At 69.6% G+C, this 18408-nt stretch carries 20 protein-coding genes; 7 read left to right on the top strand and 13 right to left on the bottom strand.

Features of this window, described 5'->3' with window-relative positions:
* Positions 1-48: 48 nt before the first annotated feature.
* Positions 49-1761 carry a DUF2075 domain-containing protein gene (locus JSX79_RS10720; RefSeq protein ID WP_229086170.1) on the bottom strand — a complete coding sequence of 571 codons (1713 nt, stop codon included), beginning with the start codon at positions 1759-1761 and terminating at the stop codon, positions 49-51.
* Positions 1748-2068 (bottom strand): nucleotide pyrophosphohydrolase, encoded by a 321-nt coding sequence (locus tag JSX79_RS10725; protein ID WP_229086171.1) that lies wholly within the window; start codon positions 2066-2068, stop codon positions 1748-1750. The genes JSX79_RS10720 and JSX79_RS10725 overlap by 14 nt, the downstream gene beginning before the upstream one ends.
* Before the next feature lie 187 nt (positions 2069-2255).
* On the opposite strand from JSX79_RS10725, the gene JSX79_RS10730 reads away from it, so the two are divergent.
* Together JSX79_RS10730 and JSX79_RS10735 are read left to right on the top strand one after the other, a co-directional pair.
* Positions 2256-2759 (top strand): HNH endonuclease, encoded by a 504-nt coding sequence (locus JSX79_RS10730; protein WP_175473620.1) that lies wholly within the window; start codon positions 2256-2258, stop codon positions 2757-2759.
* Positions 2760-2803: 44 nt separating this feature from the next.
* A complete protein-coding gene (locus JSX79_RS10735; protein ID WP_229086173.1) occupies positions 2804-3298 on the top strand; it encodes a hypothetical protein in 495 nt (164 codons plus the stop codon).
* Positions 3299-3371: 73 nt separating this feature from the next.
* Here the strand turns inward: JSX79_RS10735 and JSX79_RS18675 are convergent, their stop codons facing one another.
* From JSX79_RS18675 to JSX79_RS10765, 6 genes are all read right to left on the bottom strand, one after another.
* Positions 3372-4304, bottom strand: coding sequence for an NADP-dependent oxidoreductase (locus tag JSX79_RS18675; RefSeq protein ID WP_229086174.1), 933 nt, complete (start codon positions 4302-4304; stop codon positions 3372-3374).
* 271 nt (positions 4305-4575) lie between these two features.
* Positions 4576-4968 (bottom strand): hypothetical protein, encoded by a 393-nt coding sequence (locus tag JSX79_RS10745; protein WP_229086176.1) that lies wholly within the window; start codon positions 4966-4968, stop codon positions 4576-4578.
* A 100-nt stretch (positions 4969-5068) separates the two neighbouring features.
* Positions 5069-5551, bottom strand: coding sequence for a hypothetical protein (locus tag JSX79_RS10750; RefSeq protein ID WP_229086178.1), 483 nt, complete (start codon positions 5549-5551; stop codon positions 5069-5071).
* 3 nt (positions 5552-5554) lie between these two features.
* Positions 5555-5995, bottom strand: a complete 441-nt coding sequence (locus JSX79_RS10755) for a hypothetical protein (RefSeq protein ID WP_229086179.1) — start codon at positions 5993-5995, stop codon at positions 5555-5557.
* Positions 5996-6030: 35 nt separating this feature from the next.
* Positions 6031-7767: an alpha/beta hydrolase gene (locus tag JSX79_RS10760; RefSeq protein WP_229086181.1), complete on the bottom strand. Its 1737-nt coding sequence runs from the start codon at positions 7765-7767 to the stop codon at positions 6031-6033.
* Positions 7767-8045, bottom strand: a complete 279-nt coding sequence (locus tag JSX79_RS10765) for a hypothetical protein (RefSeq protein WP_229086182.1) — start codon at positions 8043-8045, stop codon at positions 7767-7769. Before JSX79_RS10765 ends, JSX79_RS10760 begins: the two co-directional genes overlap by 1 nt.
* Before the next feature lie 189 nt (positions 8046-8234).
* Between JSX79_RS10765 and JSX79_RS10770 the strand changes: the two genes are divergently transcribed.
* The 5 genes from JSX79_RS10770 to JSX79_RS10790 all read left to right on the top strand — a co-directional run bounded on the left by JSX79_RS10770 (position 8235) and on the right by JSX79_RS10790 (position 12205).
* A complete protein-coding gene (locus JSX79_RS10770) occupies positions 8235-9074 on the top strand; it encodes an ABC transporter ATP-binding protein (RefSeq protein ID WP_229086184.1) in 840 nt (279 codons plus the stop codon).
* Positions 9071-9907, top strand: a complete 837-nt coding sequence (locus JSX79_RS10775; RefSeq protein WP_229086186.1) for an ABC transporter permease — start codon at positions 9071-9073, stop codon at positions 9905-9907. The genes JSX79_RS10770 and JSX79_RS10775 overlap by 4 nt, the downstream gene beginning before the upstream one ends.
* A gap of 53 nt (positions 9908-9960) precedes the next feature.
* Positions 9961-11160, top strand: coding sequence for a histidine kinase (locus tag JSX79_RS10780; RefSeq protein ID WP_229086187.1), 1200 nt, complete (start codon positions 9961-9963; stop codon positions 11158-11160).
* A complete protein-coding gene (locus JSX79_RS10785; RefSeq protein WP_070418542.1) occupies positions 11157-11783 on the top strand; it encodes a response regulator transcription factor in 627 nt (208 codons plus the stop codon). Before JSX79_RS10780 ends, JSX79_RS10785 begins: the two co-directional genes overlap by 4 nt.
* A 272-nt stretch (positions 11784-12055) precedes the next feature.
* Entirely contained in the window at positions 12056-12205 is a 150-nt protein-coding gene (locus JSX79_RS10790; RefSeq protein WP_229086189.1) for a hypothetical protein, read from the top strand.
* Between the two features lie 208 nt (positions 12206-12413).
* On the opposite strand, the gene JSX79_RS10795 is transcribed toward JSX79_RS10790, so the two are convergent.
* From JSX79_RS10795 to JSX79_RS10815, 5 genes are read right to left on the bottom strand one after another with little or no spacing between them, the layout of a single operon-like run.
* Positions 12414-14618, bottom strand: a complete 2205-nt coding sequence (locus tag JSX79_RS10795; RefSeq protein WP_229086191.1) for a glycoside hydrolase family 36 protein — start codon at positions 14616-14618, stop codon at positions 12414-12416.
* On the bottom strand, positions 14564-15472 hold the full coding sequence (locus tag JSX79_RS10800) for an ABC transporter ATP-binding protein (RefSeq protein ID WP_229086193.1): 909 nt from the start codon (positions 15470-15472) through the stop codon (positions 14564-14566). Before JSX79_RS10800 ends, JSX79_RS10795 begins: the two co-directional genes overlap by 55 nt.
* Entirely contained in the window at positions 15469-16347 is an 879-nt protein-coding gene (locus JSX79_RS10805) for an ABC transporter ATP-binding protein (RefSeq protein WP_092387808.1), read from the bottom strand. Before JSX79_RS10805 ends, JSX79_RS10800 begins: the two co-directional genes overlap by 4 nt.
* Entirely contained in the window at positions 16344-17405 is a 1062-nt protein-coding gene (locus JSX79_RS10810; RefSeq protein ID WP_229086195.1) for an ABC transporter permease, read from the bottom strand. The genes JSX79_RS10805 and JSX79_RS10810 overlap by 4 nt, the downstream gene beginning before the upstream one ends.
* A gap of 12 nt (positions 17406-17417) precedes the next feature.
* The gene (locus JSX79_RS10815) at positions 17418-18407 is read right to left on the bottom strand and encodes an ABC transporter permease (RefSeq protein WP_070418539.1); all 990 of its coding nucleotides are present in this window, start codon (positions 18405-18407) and stop codon (positions 17418-17420) included.
* Position 18408: the final 1 nt, after the last annotated feature.

An 18408-nucleotide genomic window follows, 5' to 3' on the forward strand; every position in this document is an offset into this window, starting at 1 on the left:
CTTGACTGCTCATGCTTCGCATGGAGGCGCAGGTCGCGGGGACTTCCGCTACATGTACGCGCGCAATTGCGCTCGCAAATTGGGGTCACTGACGTACACGAACGTGCCACGCACTCCCCGCGTGAGGAGAACAGAGTAGATGTTGGAGACCAGCCTCAGCAGATCGGCGTCGGTGTAGGTGATCCCGAGCCGCGGGTTGTTCTCCATGCCCTTCTTGTCGAAGTAGTTCGACCGGTCAAACACGATCCCCTGCGTGACCGGGTCGAATCGCAGGTCAGGGCCGATGATGACCCCGACGTAGTTCAGGTCGTACCCCTGCACAGTGTGGATCGAGCCGACTTGGTCGACCGCACCCGCTGAGGTGATCCAGTCAGTCTGTGTCTGGTTCCACTGGAGCTCTCGACCGTCGATCTCGATGTCCACGGCGCTCTTGTCGTGCTTGCTCTTCCACTTCCAGGCGTAGCCGGCGACGAGCCGCGAGAGACCTACTTCGTCGTCGCGTGCCCGGATGGCGTCGTGCATCTCGCCCAGGTCGTCGAACATGCGAAAGTCGTACTCGCCGAACGTTCTCGGCGCCGGTGATTCCCCACGCATGATCGCACGCACGTAGGACACGTAGTCGGCCCCGCCTTGCACTCGCATCTGGGTGAACAGTCGGTAGTACCGATCGTGTCGCTTCGCTGTGTCGACGAGTGCTGATTGCAGCTGCTGCGGTAGATCGGCCGGCCGTACGCTCTGCTCAGAATCGAGGAGGAATATCTGGTGCGTGCTCCGGTCCCGGATCCAATCGAGTTGGGTGTAGTGATCTTCATCAGCCCCGAAGAGTTGCTGATTGATCTCGCCGAAGCTCTTGTTCTGCGGTCCCGATGCCTGATTCGCGCGGTGGTTCAGTCGGTGCGACTCGTCAACGACCAGTAGGTCCCACTTCGCAGCACTCTTCCCGACTTCGAAGGGACTGAGCACCATCGTCTTCTCGAGGCCAGGGGTCTTGCGGAACACTCTCTTCAACGAGGAGCGGAGTGCCTGCTGCGGCACGACGAGACCGATGCGAAAGTCAGCCAGCAGGTCACGGTTGTCCTCGGTGAAGTAGTCCGAGAACATCGAGTCGCCGTCCACCTCGTCGACCCCGACGCCGTTCGCGATGTCTCGGAGAAGCTTGAGCAAGTAGACGGCGACGATCGTCTTGCCCGTTCCCGGGTCGCCCTGCACGACGATGGTGCTGCTGGAGCCGGTCAGCAAGTCGTCGAACAGCCCCTCGAGGATGTCCTCCATCACGACGGCCTGATCGCGGTTGAGCGCCTTGAACGGCGAAAGCTTGAACAGCTCGCTGTTCTCGATCTCGGCGATGCTGCGTGTGAAGAGTTTCTGCTCGCGCAGCGCTTCGAAGATCTCCTCGAAGGTCTCTCGGTACCTCGCCCGGTCGTAGTAGTCCGCGTTGACGACACCCTTGTTGCTGTTCAGGACCGTGTACTTGTCATCGCCGGCGAACAAACCGATCAGTTGCGACTCCAGGTCCAGACACACTGACTTGTTGAAGGTGCTGTCGAGCACCAGGCGCACTGCCTTCAGCGACCGACGGTCTGCGGAATCGAGGTGCTGCCGCATGCGGGAAGCGGTGTTGAGGGTCTCGCCGACGTACACACGCTTGCCGTCATCGAGGATGTAGACCACCGGCCAGTTCAGGAACCGAGGGTCTTCTTCGCGCCACAGCCGCAGGTGTCGCTCGTTGAACGGGAGCTGCGCGATGTCAAAGCTGGTCATACTTCGTGCTTCGTCCTCGGGCCTGATCGATCGGGTACTTGTCCCGAGTGATGGCGAGTTTCTCGCGGATGATCTCCGCGGGATCGAACCCGAGTCGATCGGCGAGGAGATGGCAGTACGTCAGGACGTCAGCGAGTTCCGATCGGACTCGATCAATGTCGGCGTCCGGGGTCCACTGGAAACACTCAAGTAGCTCCCCGGCCTCGATCGAGATGCTCTTCGCCAGGTTTTCCGGTGAATGGAACTGCGCCCAGTCTCGCTCTTCGACGAACACGCGAATCTCCCCGCGCAACCCCTCATCGCTCATGTCGGCACGGTAGCAGGCCGGTGGCGTCTCGCAGCCGAGCGACAGGGGGCGAGGAAAGGCGGCTCCCACCCGAATGGGTGCTGTCCCGACTCCTCGCTTCACGGGAAGATGGACGGCGCGAGCGACCACGATGTGAGGGGAACATTCAGTGCTACGTAGAGCCGAGAACGTGTCGATGAGGCATCGCGTGAACTTGTTCACGCGCAGAGGCCGGGTCGAGCTGACCGTCGGACGCTCGACCTACTACGTGGGTGCAAAGCTCCGGAAGGACGAGCTCAGCGAGGCCTTCGCTTCATCTGATCGTAAGCCGGTCAAGATCGGGCGTGTGAAAGAGCGCCAGTACTGGTGGTTCCGCGGGCGATGGTTCTGGGACAACGACGCGCTTCTGCCCGAGCAGGTCTTCGCGTTGCTCGAGACCAGGGACCGACGCCAGGCCGCGACGATCGCTCGAGCACACACCATCGCAAACAGTCCGTCGCAGCCCGCGGAGCACCGACGCGGCGCAATCCCAAGGGACGTGAAGCAACTCGTCTGGGCTCGCGATGGCGGCCGCTGCGGCACCTGCGGCTCGAACATCGAGCTACAGTTCGATCACATCATCCCGGTGTCACGCGGCGGGAGCAGCGAGCCAGAGAACCTCCAGGTGCTGTGCGGACCGTGCAACCGGCGCAAGGGCGTCGCCGTCGGTTGAGTGACGAGCGCCATCAGCCTTGGTGGAATCGAAAGACTGGCTCCGTGACGGGCTCTGAAATCAACCTCGCTCGAGCGCTCCTCCTCATCATGACGTGGATCATGATCGCTTCCCTGGTCGGGTGCGCTCAGACCGGTCAACATCGAGAATCGGCATCCAATGCACGGGGCGACGTGGTCGCTTTTGTCAAGCGAACGATGAAGGCTGCCGGCGGTGATTGGACCGCGCTCTCAGACGGACCCGCATCGTCGGAGTGCTCAACGGGCAACGACAGCTCAGGCGTCACGTTCTCGTGGGACCAGGAGCGGACCGGCGCTACGGATCCAGAGTCGCTCGTCCGTGCGGTTGCGAAGACGTGGAAGCAGCACGACTACGACGTCACCATCAAGCAGGACACGATCGACGACGGTCGGCCGCTCTGGTCAGCTGTCACCACAGGTCAGGCGGTCGAATCCATCTCGGTCAATGCCAGCCCGCGACGCGTCTCGATCGAGGTCCAGTCGGCTTGCGGGACTGGCGACATCACAGACTACGAATAATCGCCGGCGCCGACAGACGAGAGACGCGGCACCAACCTGCACCGCGCCTCCCGACCTTCACGCTCTCGTCAACTCACCACGTCAACACGAACCGCCCCCGCGTCCCCCCTGCCTCGAGCCGCTCATGCGCCTCCCCAGCCCGCGAGGCCGGCAGCACCTCCGCAACCCGCGGCGTCACCGTCCCACTCTCCACCGCATGCCGCAGCTGCTCGAGCTTGTCGAACGACCGGTACTCCGCGAACACGGCGATCTGCTCGAACCGGATCCCCCGAGCCCCGTTCCCTTCCCACCCCCGCACGTCGAGGAACACTCCCCCGTCGCGCACGGCATCGACCACCGAAGCCCGCTGCACCGCAGCATCGGCGAGCGCATCGACCCCCTCCGGCACGAGCGCACGCACCGCGGCAGCGAACCCGTCTCCTCGCTCCACGATGTGCGCCGGCCCGAGCGACCGGACGAGTGCTTCGTCCGCGGGAGCAGCATCGGCGATGACGGTGAGTCCAGCAGCGACCCCGAGCTGCACGACGTAGTTCCCGAGCAACCCCGCAGCCCCGGTCACGGCGAGCGTCTGCCCGGGAGCGAGCCCCGCCCGCGAGAGGATCTGCAACGCCGTCAGCCCGTTCATCGGCACCGTGGACGCAAGCGGAAGCGACCTCCCCCGAGGGATCCGCGTGAACGACCCGACCGGCGCGACGAGCTCCTCGACGTACGCACCCCCGTGGGCGCTGAGCGGCAGCGCGATCGCCATGACCTCGTCGCCGACCTCCCACCCGGAGACGTCGGGCCCGACCTCGTCGATGACCCCGGCGGCGTCCATCCCCGGCACGTACGGCGCCGAGGCCTGCGAGCTGTCCCGCTGACCGGCGCGCACACCGGTGTCGGTCGGGTTCACGGCGAACGCCTGCACCCGGATCCGCACGGACCCTGCACCAGCGTGCGGCTCCGGCACCTCGTGGACGGCGAGGGCCTCCGGCCCTCCGAACTGTTCGACTCCTACGACCTTCACCGTTCCGGTCTACCGGACGTCGCTCAGCCGTACCCAGCGAGCGGGCCGGTGGCGGTGGTCGGGACGCACCATCCGTCGGACTGGAGGCGCGGATCACCGCCGACCCGCGCCTCCAGTCCGGCACTGGGCCGGCTACAAGGCGGGGGCGAGCGCCAGCTGTTCGCGCGCCACCACGGCGTCTGCGGCCGGGGGCCGGCCGTAAGCCTCGCGGTGAGCCGCAGGTCGTCAGCCGTCGCGCTCTCCCCGGCGGTGGACTCGGGTTCCCCGGCCGTCACCGGTAGTCGTCCGGGTCGCCGAGGACGCAGCGCGAGTCGACGTTGACGTGCGCGCGGACCTTGGTGGCTGCCATCGACGCACGGGGCTTGCCGTCGGCTCGCGCCACCACGGCGTAGACCTGACCGGTCTCCGGGTCCATCTCCGTCTGGGTCTTCGACAACTCGTAGCCCTCGCGCTCCCAGTGCTCACCTGCCTGTGCCACGAGCGTCCGGGGATCGTCCGGAGCGTCCACCTCGACGTAGTCCCCGAACTGCACGGCCCGCACCCCGTCGATCCGACAGTCGTACGCGGCTGCCTTCGGCACCTCCTGCGGCCATGTGTCCGGAGCCAGCGCGAGCGCCGACCGGAATTCGATGATCGCTTGCGATTGTGCTTCGTCGATGGTCATGGCGTGTCCCGCTCTTGTCATCCCGCACCCCGAGAGCACGAGGGTCGTCGCACCGGCGAGCGCCGCGAGGGCTCGGCCCAGGCGGCTCACACCACCCACGTCATTCGTCGTAGTCGTCGACAGACCCGCTGGCGCACGGTGACGTGATCCGTACGACGACCGACGTCGCGTTCACCCGGTACGCGGCACCTGCGGCCCCGTCAGCATCGGCCGTCGCCGAGTAGAGGATCGCGCCGTCCCCGCCGAAATCCTTCTGCGACGGTTCGACCGTCAGCCCCTCGGACTTCCACAGGCGCTGAAACGTCTGTGCGACCGATCGGGCATCCGTCTCGGTCCTCACCGGCACGAAGTAGCCGAAGCGGACGCCGCCCGGGCACTTCTCGGCAGACGGTTCCGGTGTCTCCGGCCACGGAACGTCGACCGCGGCCTCGGTCTTCAGCAGCAGTTCCACGGCCGCGGCTCGGGCTTGCTCCGGGGGCTGCAGAGCCGTCCCGGTGCACCCCGTCAGGGAGATCGTCAGACAGCTCGCGGAGAGCACCGGCGCGATCCGCTTCCACTGGGAGCCGATCGTTCTCGACCGCACCGATCAGTCCTCGTAGTCGTCCGGCGAGCCCTCGGCGCACTGGGAGTCGACGTAGAGGCTGATGCCGCGCTGACTGAACTGGAACGATCCCCAGGGCTTCCCGTCTACGCGCGCGGTCGCCGAGTACGCGACGCCGTACTTCCCGAAGTCCTCCTGCGAGGGTCGCACGTCCAACCCCTTCGCCCTCCAGAACTCCTCGAACGAAGTGGCGAGTTCCTTCGGATCGGTCTTCTGGTCGATCGTCACGAGGTACTGGAACCGGACCCCGTCGTCGCCGTCGGAGCACCGCGTGGCTACCGGGTCCGGAACCTCGGGCCATGCGAGCGGCTCGTGATCCATCGTCTCTCGCAGGAACGCCACGGCGTTCTGCTTCGCCTCATCTGGTTGCATCTTGTCTCCCCCGTTCGAAGCACAGGCCGTCGCCGTCGTGAGCAGGCCGACCACGGCGACGAACCCGAGGAACGACTTCGACAAGCTGTTCACGGCATCGTCGCTTTCGCAGTTCCCAACAGCGTCTTCGTGCCGCTGTCGAGGTACCCGACGTTCCGGGAATCCGGGTCGGCGGCGAGGTCGTGTACGTTCACCGTCCTCGTTCCATCCGTGTGCATCTCCGTCGCGCCGAAACCCTGTGTCGGGTCTGCACGGTGCGGGTCACTGAACGTGCGCCCGAACGCGGCGATGCCCCACTTCTCGTTGGCCTGCGCAGCATACATGTGGGCAGCGTGGGTCGCTGCGGCGTCGGGGACGGACGAGGGGATGCCCGCCGATCCGAGCGTGACGAAGGAGTGGATGTTCAAGGCGCTGTCGCTCGCGAGCGCGAGCGCGGCAGTCGTCGAACCGTACGAGTGGGCCACGACGTTCAGCTGGACGTCCGGCCTGGTGGCGCGGACACCAGCCAGGTCTGCGCTGAGCGTCGCAGCACCAGCTCGGGCAGAGTCCTCATGGAGAACGGCCGTGTCACCGGTTGCGAGGAAGTTCGGGGGTGACTCGTAACCGAGCCACGTCACGTACGCGCTGGCATCGCCGCTCATCTGCTGTTGCGACTGCTGCACGGTCGATCCGGTCCGCATGTACTGCGTGGTGTCGGCCAGCGAGCTCCCCATACCGGGGACGAGGAAGGTGACGCTGCTCGCGCTGTCCAGATCGCCGACCGAGAACGCGCCCAACGGCGGCTGGCCGTCGCGGAAGGCCACCATCTGTCGCGGCAGGGGATACCGGAGGTTCAGGTCGGTCCTCGCGCCGGCCACGAAGTTGTTCAGCTGGTTGTACCGCAGCAGTGCCGCGTTCAATGCGTGCCCCGCCGCGACCTGCCCCTGGCCACCGATCGCCCGTGTGTAGCGCCTCCTCGCAACCCGCAGGTCGTCCTGCGCCTGCGCGTACGCCCGCTGCGCACTCAACCGGTTCGCCTGGTCCCGCGCCCAGTACGGCACGCCGTCCAGGTTCCCGATCACCGCCGGCAACGCCGTGATGAGCGCGTCCTGCGCCGCCGAGTGCACCCCGCCGGATCCCCGCCCACCGAGACCGTCCCACCACGCCTGCACGGTCTCGGGCGGCATCCCGGCGAGCCGATCACCGACCGACCGGTCCTGCGCCGCCAGGACCTCGGGCGGCATCGCGGCGACGGCGGCGAGGAAGTCGGCGTCGCCCATCCTGCCGAGCGTCCCCGAGTACGAGGGCGTCACGCCGAGCACCTCGGTGTCGGACAGCCCGGCCGACGCCGCACGGTCCGCGGTGGCCCGTCGTTCGACGAGCGCGTCCCATTCCGCCTGCAGCCGCGAGGCCGTCGCCGCGAGGTCGTCCGCGTCGGACCGCAGCCGTCGGGCCTGTCGTCCGTCAGCCTCGGTGGCGTCCTTCCCCGCGGCGGCCACCACCGCCGCGGAGAGCGACACGGTGTTCGCAGCGACTTCCATGGCGTTCGTCAACTGTGCCGCACGGATCTGCTCCGCCTCGTCCTGGATCGCCCGAACGTCGTCGGCGTAGGTGTCGAGCACGTCGACAGCCGCGTCGAGCCGGCCGATGATGCGTCGAGCCGCGCGCGGGACGGTGCCGACGGTGACGGAGAAGCGATCCTTCGAGGCGCCCCTCCAGTCGTCCGCATCCTCCGCGGCGCGGGCGACGCTGTGGGCTCCGGCGCTGAGGTCGTCTTGGTGGCCGGCGAGACCACTCGAGAGCTTCGCGACGGCACCGGGGTCGCCGGCGAACGGGTCGGCGGTCATCACTTGCCGCCGACCTTGCCCGCGAGCTCGGCGTCGGCGTCCTGCACGAGCGACTTCGTGTCGTGCGCGTACTGCGCGAGCGTTCGGCTCGTGTCTGCCAGCCACCCGGTCGAGCGCTCCTGCGATGTACGGAACACCGTGAAGGCGTCGGTGACCTCGTCCGCGCCGAACGCTCCGCCGTCGGTGGGCACCGAGGCGTTGGCGAACAACTCCTGCGCTGCGTCCAGCGCGTCGTGCACGCCGTCGAGCGTTGCGTACGAGACCCGCAGATAAGCCATCGTCTCCCCCGTCCGTCGCAACGCCCTCCGTCGCGATCCCACCGGCAACATATCAGTATCGGCACCTTAGACGAGTCACTGTGCACAGATCGGTGGCCATCGGCGCCGCTCCGGTATCCCCCGATCGGAGGATGTGGGTCGAGCCACCCGGCCGAGCCACCACCGGGCACGACCGGCCAGGCTGGACCCATGCCCGACACCCCCGCCATCGAGGTCCACCACCTCACGAAGCAGTACGCCACCGGCAAACGCGCCGTGGACGACGTCTCCTTCGACATCCCCCGCGGCGAGACCTTCGCGCTCCTCGGCCCGAACGGCGCCGGCAAGACCACCACGGTCGAGATCCTCGAGGGCTACCGCACCCACACCGACGGTGACGTCCGGGTGCTCGGCCACGACCCCGCCCGCACGAGCCGCAGCCACAACGCACGCATCGGGATCGTCCTGCAGACCAGCGCCGAGTCCCCCAACGTCACCGTCGCGGAACAGCTCCGGCACTTCACGACCTTGTACCCGCGGCACCGCAGCGTCGAGGAACTCCTCGAGAAGACCGGCCTCGAGCCGCAGCGCAACACCCGCATCAGCAGACTGAGCGGCGGCCAGCGTCGCCGCGTCGACGTCGCCCTCGGGATCATCGGCCGCCCCGAGGTCCTCTTCCTCGACGAGCCCACGACCGGCTTCGACCCGGAGGCCCGGCGCCGCTTCTGGGACCTCATCGACGAGGTCAAGCGCGAGGGCACGACGATCCTCCTCACCACGCACTACCTCGACGAGGCCGCACACCTCGCCGACCGGGCAGCGGTCATCGCCGACGGCCGGCTGCTCGACATCGCCCCGATCGACGAGATCGGCGGCGCCGAGGCCCGCACCCCACGCGTCAGGTGGCGTGACGACGTCGGCGAACCCCACGAACGGCGGACGAACGAACCGACCGCCCTGATCCGGAGCACCCCGGAACCCATGCACGACCTCGAAGTCATCCGCCCGTCCCTCGAGGACGTCTACCTCGGAATGGTCGACCACCGATGAGCACCGCGACGACGAACACGACCACCACGAACGCCGCCACGATCGGCGCGCACCGCATCGGCTACGAACTCCGCTCGTACTTCCGAGCCCCCGACGCCGTCTTCTTCACCTTCCTCTTCCCCATCGTCATGCTGGCGCTCTTCTCGGTCGCGTTCAGCAGCGCGCCGGACATCCAGGCAGGCCCGAACGTCAGCGTCGACTACGCCACGTACTACCTGCCCGGCCTGGTCGCGACGGGCATCCTGCTGTCCGGCACGCAGTCCCTCGGTGTCGACATCGCGGGCGAACGCAGCGACGGCACGCTGAAGCGTCTGGGCGGCACACCCCTGCCGGTGGTGAGCTACTTCATCGGCAAGATCGGCATGGTCCTCGTCACGACGGTCGTGCAGACCGCTCTGCTGCTGGCGATCGCGAGCCTCGTCTTCGGCGTGGACCTGCCCACCGACGGCGGCGCGTGGGCGCACTTCGCGGGCATCATGCTCCTCGGGGTCGCGACGAGCTGCGTCCTCGGCATCGCGATCTCGGCGCTCCCCCGCGAGGGCCGCCGCGCCACCGCCACGATCGTCCCCATCGTCCTGGTCCTCCAGTTCATCTCCGGCGTCTACCTCCCCTTCACGCAACTCCCCGACTGGCTGCAGAACGTCGCGTCCGTCTTCCCCCTGCGGTGGATGGCGTCCGGCATGCGGTCGGTCTTCCTGCCCGACGCGTTCGCGTCCGCCGAGCCAGGAGGCGCGTGGCACCTCGCCCTCGGAGCCCTCGTCCTGACAGCGTGGCTGGTCGTGGGCGCGGTGGCCTGCCTGCTGACGTTCCGGTGGAATCGCAAGGACGCGTGATCCAGCCTGTGGAAAACCGCTCGGCGGCATCCGGGCGATGGGATGCTGAGGCCATGGACCGCATCACGGCGCACCGCAACTGGGGCCTGCACGTGGCGTTCGGCGTCACGATCGCCCTCGTCGCGGTGATCACCGTGCTCGGGTGGTCCCCGTGGGCGAACCGCTGGCCGGCGTTCGCGATGCTCGGCGTCCTCGCCGTCGCCTACGCGGCGTACGGGTGGCGCGGCTACGAGGTCCCCCGCGCTGCCGCCGGCTTCGTCCCGCTGCTGGTGCTCGCGGCGCTCGTGCTCCCCGCGGTCGTCCCGAGCACTGCCCTCGTGCAGTGCATCCTCTTCCCCGTCGCGTGGTGCCAGATCGACCGGACACGGACGGCGGTGGTGGTCTCGGTCGCGATCGGCGTCGCCGCGGGGATCGGGCTCCAGATCGCGAGCGGCCCGGACAGCCTCGTCAGCACGGTCCTCATCGAGGGCGTCAGCATCGCGGGTGCCTGCGCGCTCGGACTCTGGATCACCCGGATCGCCGAGCTCTCCGACGAACGACGCCGCCTGCTCGACGAACTCCGCGCGACCCAGGACTCCCTCGCCGAGGCCCACCGCAGCGCCGGCGTGACGAGCGAACGCGAACGCCTCGCCCGCGAGATCCACGACACCGTCGCACAGAACCTCGCCGGCATCGTCATGCTCACCGAGCGCGCCCGCGGGGACCTCGCGGCCGAACGCGTCGACCGACTCGACGAGCGACTCACCATCCTCGAGGAGTCAGCCCGCGCAGCGCTCGAAGAGTCCCGCACCCTCGTCGCGGCGGGTGCAGCCGGGGTGGCGGGCGACGGGCTCGGCGCCGCCCTGCACCGCCTCGGCGAACGGTTCACGCGCGAGACCGGCGTCCCGGTCACGGTCGAGGCAGCGGACTGCGCGCTGGACCGCGACGCGCAGGTGGTGCTGCTCCGCGCCGCCCAGGAGGCACTGGCCAACGTCCGCGCGCACGCCCACGCCGCCACGGCGCGGGTCGCACTGCACGTGGCAGCCGACCGGGTCGGCCTGCGGGTCTCGGACGACGGCGTCGGCTTCGACGCGTCCCTCCCGACCGCGGGCCACGGGTTGCGGGGCCTGCGCGAGCGGCTCGCCCTCGCCGGCGGCACCTGCGCGATCACGAGCGACGCCGGACGTGGCACCGTCGTCGAGGTGACGCTGCCCACCGGGGCCGAGCCGCGCCTCCCGGCAGTCGACGCACCACTGACGGAGGTGCACCGGTGATCCGCGTCGTCGTGGCGGACGACCACCCCATCGTCCGCGCCGGCATCGTCGCGCTGCTCCAGGACGCCGACGACGTCGAGGTGGTCGGGCAGGCGAGCGACGGCGAGGCGGCGGTCGCGATCACGCTCGCCGAACGACCCGACGTCGTCCTGATGGACCTCCGCATGCCCGGCCTCGACGGCGACGACGCGACCGCGCGGATCCTCGCCCGCGAGCCGGGCGTCCGCGTGCTCATCCTCACGACCTACGAGTCGGACGACCAGATCCTCGCCGCGATCGAGGCCGGTGCCGCGGGGTACCTGCTCAAGGCGGCGCCGGAGTCGGAGATCCTCGCGGGCCTCCGCGCGACGGCACGCGGTGGGACGGCACTCGCACCCTCGGCTGCAGCTGCCCTCGTCCGCCGGGCGACCGGCAAGCCCACGACCGGGCCGACACTGTCACCGCGCGAACTCGAGGTCCTGCAGCTCGTCGCGCAGGGCAACTCGAACCCGGCGATCGGCCGCACGCTCTTCCTCAGCGAGACCACCGTCAAGACGCACCTCGGGCACGTGTTCGAGAAGCTCGGCGTGAACGACCGGACGCGCGCCGTGACCCGCGCGATGGAGCTCGGCCTGCTGCGCTGACCCTGCCCCGACGGTCCCGCGGTCGCCCAGGAGCTCGCCGCCCTCCGGACGAACCGTCATCGACGGCGTCCACCAGGAGTCACCGCGGGAGCACTGACAGTTCCGGCTCGACATCGACGAGGACGGCCGGTTCGAGGACTCGTTCGAGCACAGCACGGTCGCCGGCACCGTCGTGCGGATGGCCGTTCCCGAACTGATGCTCCGCTGGGGTCGGGCACGCCGTCCTGGTCACGTTCGAGCACCGTGGGGACCCGGCGGTCCGCACGACCCTGGTGGTCGGCGAGCGCGACGGCGTCGCCCGCCGGTCCCTGGAGTACGGAGCGGTCACGATCGTCACCGGTGTGCGAGCCGCCGAGCCCGACGAGGTCATGCCGCCGGCGTCCTTCGAGCCCCTCACGGACTGGATCCGCCCGGACTCCTGAGCGCGTGACCGCTCCGGTTCGCGATCCCCGGGGATCCCGAACCAGAACGGTCAAAGGCGACCACACGATCCCGTCCGCGCCACACCGAACCGCACCGCACCGCGCCGCGCGCCCACCTCCGCCCCACCGGACGGGAGGCGCGGCACCTGCCCGCACCGCGCCTCCCGTCCCGGAACGTGCACCGTCTGCCATCCGGCGCCCGCCCCGGTCAGCGCCCCGCGCCGGCCCCGCCCGACCGGACGCCCGGGTCCCGCCGGACGCGGAACACCCGGGCCGTCGGGGTGGCCCCGCCGTGGTCGACGTGCAGCACCCCCGCGTCGGCGTCCCACGAGACCTCCCAGGCCCCGATCGCCGTCGGGAAGAGCGGCGACACCGCCACCGGCTGCCCCACGAGCGCCGGCAGCGGCAACGACACCGACGACGACGCCCCCGGCAGCGCCCACACCGACAGGTACAGGTCCCCGTCCGGCACGTCGAGGCCGAGCGCGACCCAGGTGTCCTCCCACCCGGGCAGCCCGAGCGGCCACACCGGCAGCGCCGACGAGACGTCCGCGAGCACGGTCCGATGCGCCTCGATCGCCGCGGCCACGACCCCCAGCTGCGCGGTCGACATCTCGTTGAGGTACCCCGACAGGTACATCCGCCCGAGCACCCCGTTCACCAGCGACAGGGTGAACAGGTCGTCGGACATCGACGGCGCTGGGTACGCCCAGTTCGCCGCCTGCTCGGGGAGCATCGCGGCGGGCGCTGCGGCGGCGATCGTGGCGGACAGCACCGGGTCCTGCTGGTCCGAGGTCGACTGTATGTGCAGCCGGGACAGCATCGCGAAGTCGGCGCGCATCGCTCCCGAGGCGCAGTTCTCGATGAGGAGCGACGGGTAGCGGGCCTGCACGTCGTCGAGCCAGTCCAATAGCGCCCGCTGGTGCTCGAGCTGCCCGTCGAACGACCCCGTCATCGTGTTGTTATCCATCTTGAAGAACGTCACGCCGAGCGTCCCGACGAGCCGGTCGACGACGGCGTCGAGGTGCGCCCGGGCATCCGGCGAGCGCAGGTCGAGCAGGTGCCGGCCGTGCTCCGCGACCCGCACCCCGCGGTGGTGCACGAAGGCGGACGACGGCAACGACGACGCCAGCGGCGAGTTGATCCCGATGACCTCGGGTTCGAGCCAGAGCCCGGCCTGCATGCCGCGTGAACGGATGTGGTCGATGACGGACCCGAGCCCGGTCGGGAACCGCGACGCCGCGGGCTCCCACGCGCCGACGGTGTCCCACCAGTGCCCCTCGGCGTACCAGCCGGCGTCGATGCAGAACAGGTCGGCACCGGCGTCGGCGGCCGCGTCGATGAGCGGCAGGAGCTTCTCGGTCGTCGGGTCGCCCATGAGCGTGTTCATGTAGTCGTTGAAGACCAGCGGCAGGGCACGATCGTCGTCGCGCACGTGCCGGAACGCCCGTCGCTGCCGGGTGAGCACCGCGAACGCGCCGCCGACCGAGCCGGCGATCCCGACGGACACCGGCACGGACACGAACGGCTGTCCCGGAGCGACGACGGCGCTCCACTGGTGCTCCTGGTCGGTCGGTCCGCTCAGCAGCACGTACGCGTGCCGCCGGGTCTCCCCCAGCTCGTAGAGCCACGGCCCGTTGTGCTCGACCTGCCACACGAGCGCGAAGTCGGCAGCGTGCAGCACGCCGATCGGCAGCGCCTCACCGGTGGACCACGAGCCGCGGTTCTGCACGACGGCGCGGCTGCGGGGCGGGTGGTGCTGCGCCTCGCGATCGATGCGAGCGAGCCCGATCGACCGCAGCGGATCGGTGCGCCACCGGCTCTCGGCCGCCCAATCGTTGTCGGCGTGCGTCAACGACAGCTCGTCGACCGTCGCACCGGAGTCGGTCAGGAACGCCCCGGTCGCGAAGGACGAGACGAAGTCGACGACGTGCTCGCCCTCCGGCGCCGACACCTCCGTCCACGTCCGGAACGCTCCGACGCCGTCGCGCGCGCGGAACACGGACACGACCTGGAGGCGCGTGGCCGCGTCCTCCTGCACGATCCGGAACCACAGGTCGGTCCCGTCCACCGCCCCGGTCGTGTCCGCGGGCCCTGATCCGGTCCCGCCCACGGACACGGGGGCGTCGTCGTGCGACACGTACCGGAGCCGTGCGCCGATGGTGGAGTCGACGTGCCGGAACCCGCCGGGGAACCTGCCGTGGCCGACGGTGGTCAGCTCGACGAGCGGCTGCGGGTCGTCGGGGCCGTCGGCGAGCGACCCGCCGGTCGGCACGAACGACACCAGGGCGACCGGACCGTCCGACGCGATCCGGAACCGTGCCGAGAACCCGGGCGTGACCCAGTCGACGAACGCACTCACGGCGTCCCGGCCCGGACCGCCCCGACCGGTGCCGGCGAACTCGTGACCCACTCCCCCAGGGTGTGGTCGTAGCAGATGGTGTTGTCGATCGTGGAGCGGTCGAGCGCTGGCCCCGAGGTCACCCGGCGGTCGGTGCGCTCCGGGTCGGGGGCGGCCTCGGCGAGCAGCCGGGTGTAGTCGTGCTGCGGGTCGAGGATGACCGCGTCCGAGGGTCCCCGTTCGACGACCCGGCCGCGGTACAGCACCAGGATCTCGTCCGAGAAGTGCCGCGCAGTGGCGAGGTCGTGCGTGATGTACAGCACGGCGAGGTGGTCCTCGCGCTGCAGCCGGCCCATGAGGTTGAGCACGCTGAGCCGGATCGACACGTCGAGCATCGACACGGGCTCGTCGGCGATGAGCACCTGCGCGCCGGGTGCGAGGGCCCGGGCGATCGCGACGCGCTGTCGCTGCCCGCCGGAGAGCTCGTGCGGGCGGCGGGACGCGAAGTCCTCGTCGAGGTTCACGCGGCCGAGCAGTTCCCGGACGCGTTCGGCGGTCTCCTCGGCACCGCGTGCACGGTGGTGGAGCTGCAGCGGGCGGGCGATGTGGTGCTCGATGGAGTGGAACGGGTTGAGCGACGCGAAGGGGTCCTGGAACACCATCTGCACGTGCCGCCGGTACATGCTGCCGACGACGGGGGTGCCGTCCTCGAGCCGGACGTCGATCGAGCCGCGCGTGGTGCTCTCCAGCTTCGCGAGCATCCGGGCGATCGTCGACTTGCCCGAACCGGACTCGCCGACGAGGGCGACGGTGCGTCCGGGCAGGAGCTCGAACGACACGTCGTCCACGGCGCGGAGGGTGGTCCGGCGCAGGCCCTTCCGGGTGTGGAAGTCCTTGCCGAGGTGGCTGACGGTCACACTGGTCATCGGACGACCTCCTGGGTGTCGAGGTCCGAGCCGTCGATGCTCGCCCCGGTGCGGATGAAGTCGCCGCGGGCGCCGGACAGGCTCGGGAAGGACTGCAGCAGCCGCCGGGTGTAGGGGTGCTGCGGGTCGTGCTGGATGGTGTCGGCGGTGGCGCACTCGACGACCTCGCCGCGGAGCATGATCGCGATCCGGTCGCTGATCTCGAGCAGCAGCGGCAGGTCGTGCGTGATGAACACGACCGCGAAGCCGAGCTCGTCGCGCAGGCGGACGATCTCGCGGAGGATCTCCCGCTGCACGACGACGTCGAGCGCGGTGGTCGGCTCGTCCATGATCATGACCTGCGGCTCGAGCAGCATCGCCATCGCGATCATCACGCGCTGCCGCATGCCGCCGGAGAGTTCGTGCGGGTACGCCGTGATGCGGGACGGGTCGACCCCGACCCGGCGGAGCGCGTCCTCCGCGATCGCCCGACGCTCCTTGCGGGGCATGCCGCGGCGGTGCTCGACGAGCGCGTCGTCGAGCTGTGCCCGGATCGTGGTGACCGGGTTGAGCGCGTTCATCGCCCCCTGGAACACCATCGACAGCTTCGACCAGCGGACGGCACGGAGCTGTTCGTCGCCGAGGCCGAGCAGGTCGACGTCGCTGCCGTCCCGGTCGTGGAAGGTGATGCTGCCCGACGTCACCTTCGCCGGCGGCTTGTGCAGCCGGGTGATGGCGTAGGCGAGCGTCGTCTTGCCGCAGCCGGACTCCCCGGCCAGCCCGAGGATCTCCCCGGGTGCGAGCGTCAGCGAGACGTCCTTGACGGCGTGCACGGGGTGCTCGGTCTCGTAGACGACGTCGAGGTGGTCGATGGTGAGGACGGCGTCCCGGGTCATCGGGCGACCCCCTTCCGGTCGGTGGTGGTCTCGGCGAGGCGAGCCGCGCCTCCTGGGCCGGCACGGCGGGCCGCACGACGGGCACGACGTTCACGCCGGCGCTGCGCCCGCACGTTCGCGAGCCGCGGGTTGATGACCTCGTCGATCGAGAAGTTGACGAGGGAGAGGCCCATGCCGAGCAGTGCGATGAGGAGCCCCGGCGGGACGAACCACCACCAGGCGCCCTGGGCGAGCGCGAAGCCGTTCTGCGCGTAGAAGAGCATCGTGCCGAGCGTCGACGAGTTCGAGGCGCCGAGGCCGAGGAAGGACAACCCGGCCTCGCCGAGGATCGCGGCGATGACGGCGAACACGAACTGCGACGCGAGCACCGGCAGCAGGTTCGGCAGGATCTCCACCGCGATGACCCGCCACGGTCGTTCCCCGGCGACCCGTGCGGCGGACACGTAGTCGCGGTTCCGGATCGACATCGTCTGCGCGCGGAGGACCCGGGCGGACCCGGCCCACGACGTGATCGCGAGGACGATGGCGATGGTCCAGAGCCCGCGGGCCTCCTGCGGGACGAGGCCCGAGATGACGATGACGAGCGGCAGGCCCGGGATCACGAGGAACACGTTCGAGAAGAGCGAGAACGCCTCGTCCATGATCCCGCCGAGGTACGCGCCGAGGATGCCGAAGAACGCCGACAGCACCGTGGCGAGGACACCGACGATGAGACCGATCTGCAGGCTGCCCCGGGTGGCGAACGCGAGCTGGGCGAGGACGTCCTGCCCGGTCTGCGTCGTCCCGAGCAGGTTGTCGGCGCTCGGCGGCTGCATGCCCGAGTCGCGGATGGCGCTCGGGTCGCCGACGAGCAGCGGGCCGAGCAGCCCGAACAGGGCGACGCCGACGATGAGCACGATGCCCGTGACGAGCCACGGCGTCAGCGTGGGGAGGAACCGACGGATGCCGCCCTTCGGCCGGCCACGACGAGCGGTCGCGATGCTCCGGGTGGAACCGGCCTCGGCCTCCTCGGTGAGGGCACCGATGGTGGGTTCGGTCTCCTGTTGGATGTTGGTCATGGTCGTGTCCTCCTAGCTCCGGGCCCGGGTGCGCGGGTCGATGAGCCCGTAGAGCAGGTCGACGACGAGGTTCGCGCCGAGGACCGCCAGGGTGATGAACAGGAAGATGCCCTGCATGAGCGCGTAGTCGTTGTTCGTCACCGCGGAGAGGAGCTTCGACCCGATGCCGGGGTACGAGAACACCTGCTCGGTGACGACGGACCCGGACACGATGAACCCGAGGGAGATCGCGAACCCGGCGACCGACGGCAGCACGGCGTTGCGGGCGGCGTAGTTGCGGAGGACCTTGCCGTGCGGCAGGCCCTTCGCGAGCGCCGTGGTGATGTAGTCCTCGGACAGCGTGGACACCATCATGTTGCGCATCCCGAGCAACCAGCCGCCGAGCGAGGCGAGCACGATCGTCGCGGCGGGCAGCACGCCGTACTTGAGCGCCGACATGAGGAACTCGCCGTTGAACCCCGGTGTGAGGACGACGTCGTAGCCGCCCTGGGCCGGGAACAGGTGCAGTCCGGTCGCGAAGAAGTACACGAGGATCAGCGCGAGCCAGAAGTACGGCACCGCGGCGAGCAGGGTGGTGGCCGGCACGAACGAGTCGAGCCAGGTGCCCGGTCGCCACCCGACGAAGGCGCCGAGGGCGACGCCGATGACGGCGGCGAGCACGGTGGCGATGCCGACGAGGGCGATCGTCCACGGCAGGGAGCTCCCGATGACCTCGGTCACCGGTGCCGGGAAGTAGCTCACCGACACCCCGAGGTCACCGCGGAACACGTTGCCCAGGTACTGGCCGTACTGGGCGAGGATCGGTTCCGAGGAGTTGCCACCGAGGAGCAGCTCGTACGCCTGCCGGGTCGCCGGGGTCACCTGCCCGCCGCGCTGCTGGAGCTTGGCGAGCAGGATGTCCACGGGGTTCCCGGGCAGGAGCCTGGGGATGATGAAGTTCAGCGTCAACGCCGCCCAGAGGGCCACGATGTAGAAGCCGATCTTGCGCAGGAAGTAGTGCATA

The sequence above is a fragment of the Curtobacterium sp. GD1 genome, from assembly GCF_020882855.1.
Lineage (GTDB): Bacteria > Actinomycetota > Actinomycetes > Actinomycetales > Microbacteriaceae > Curtobacterium.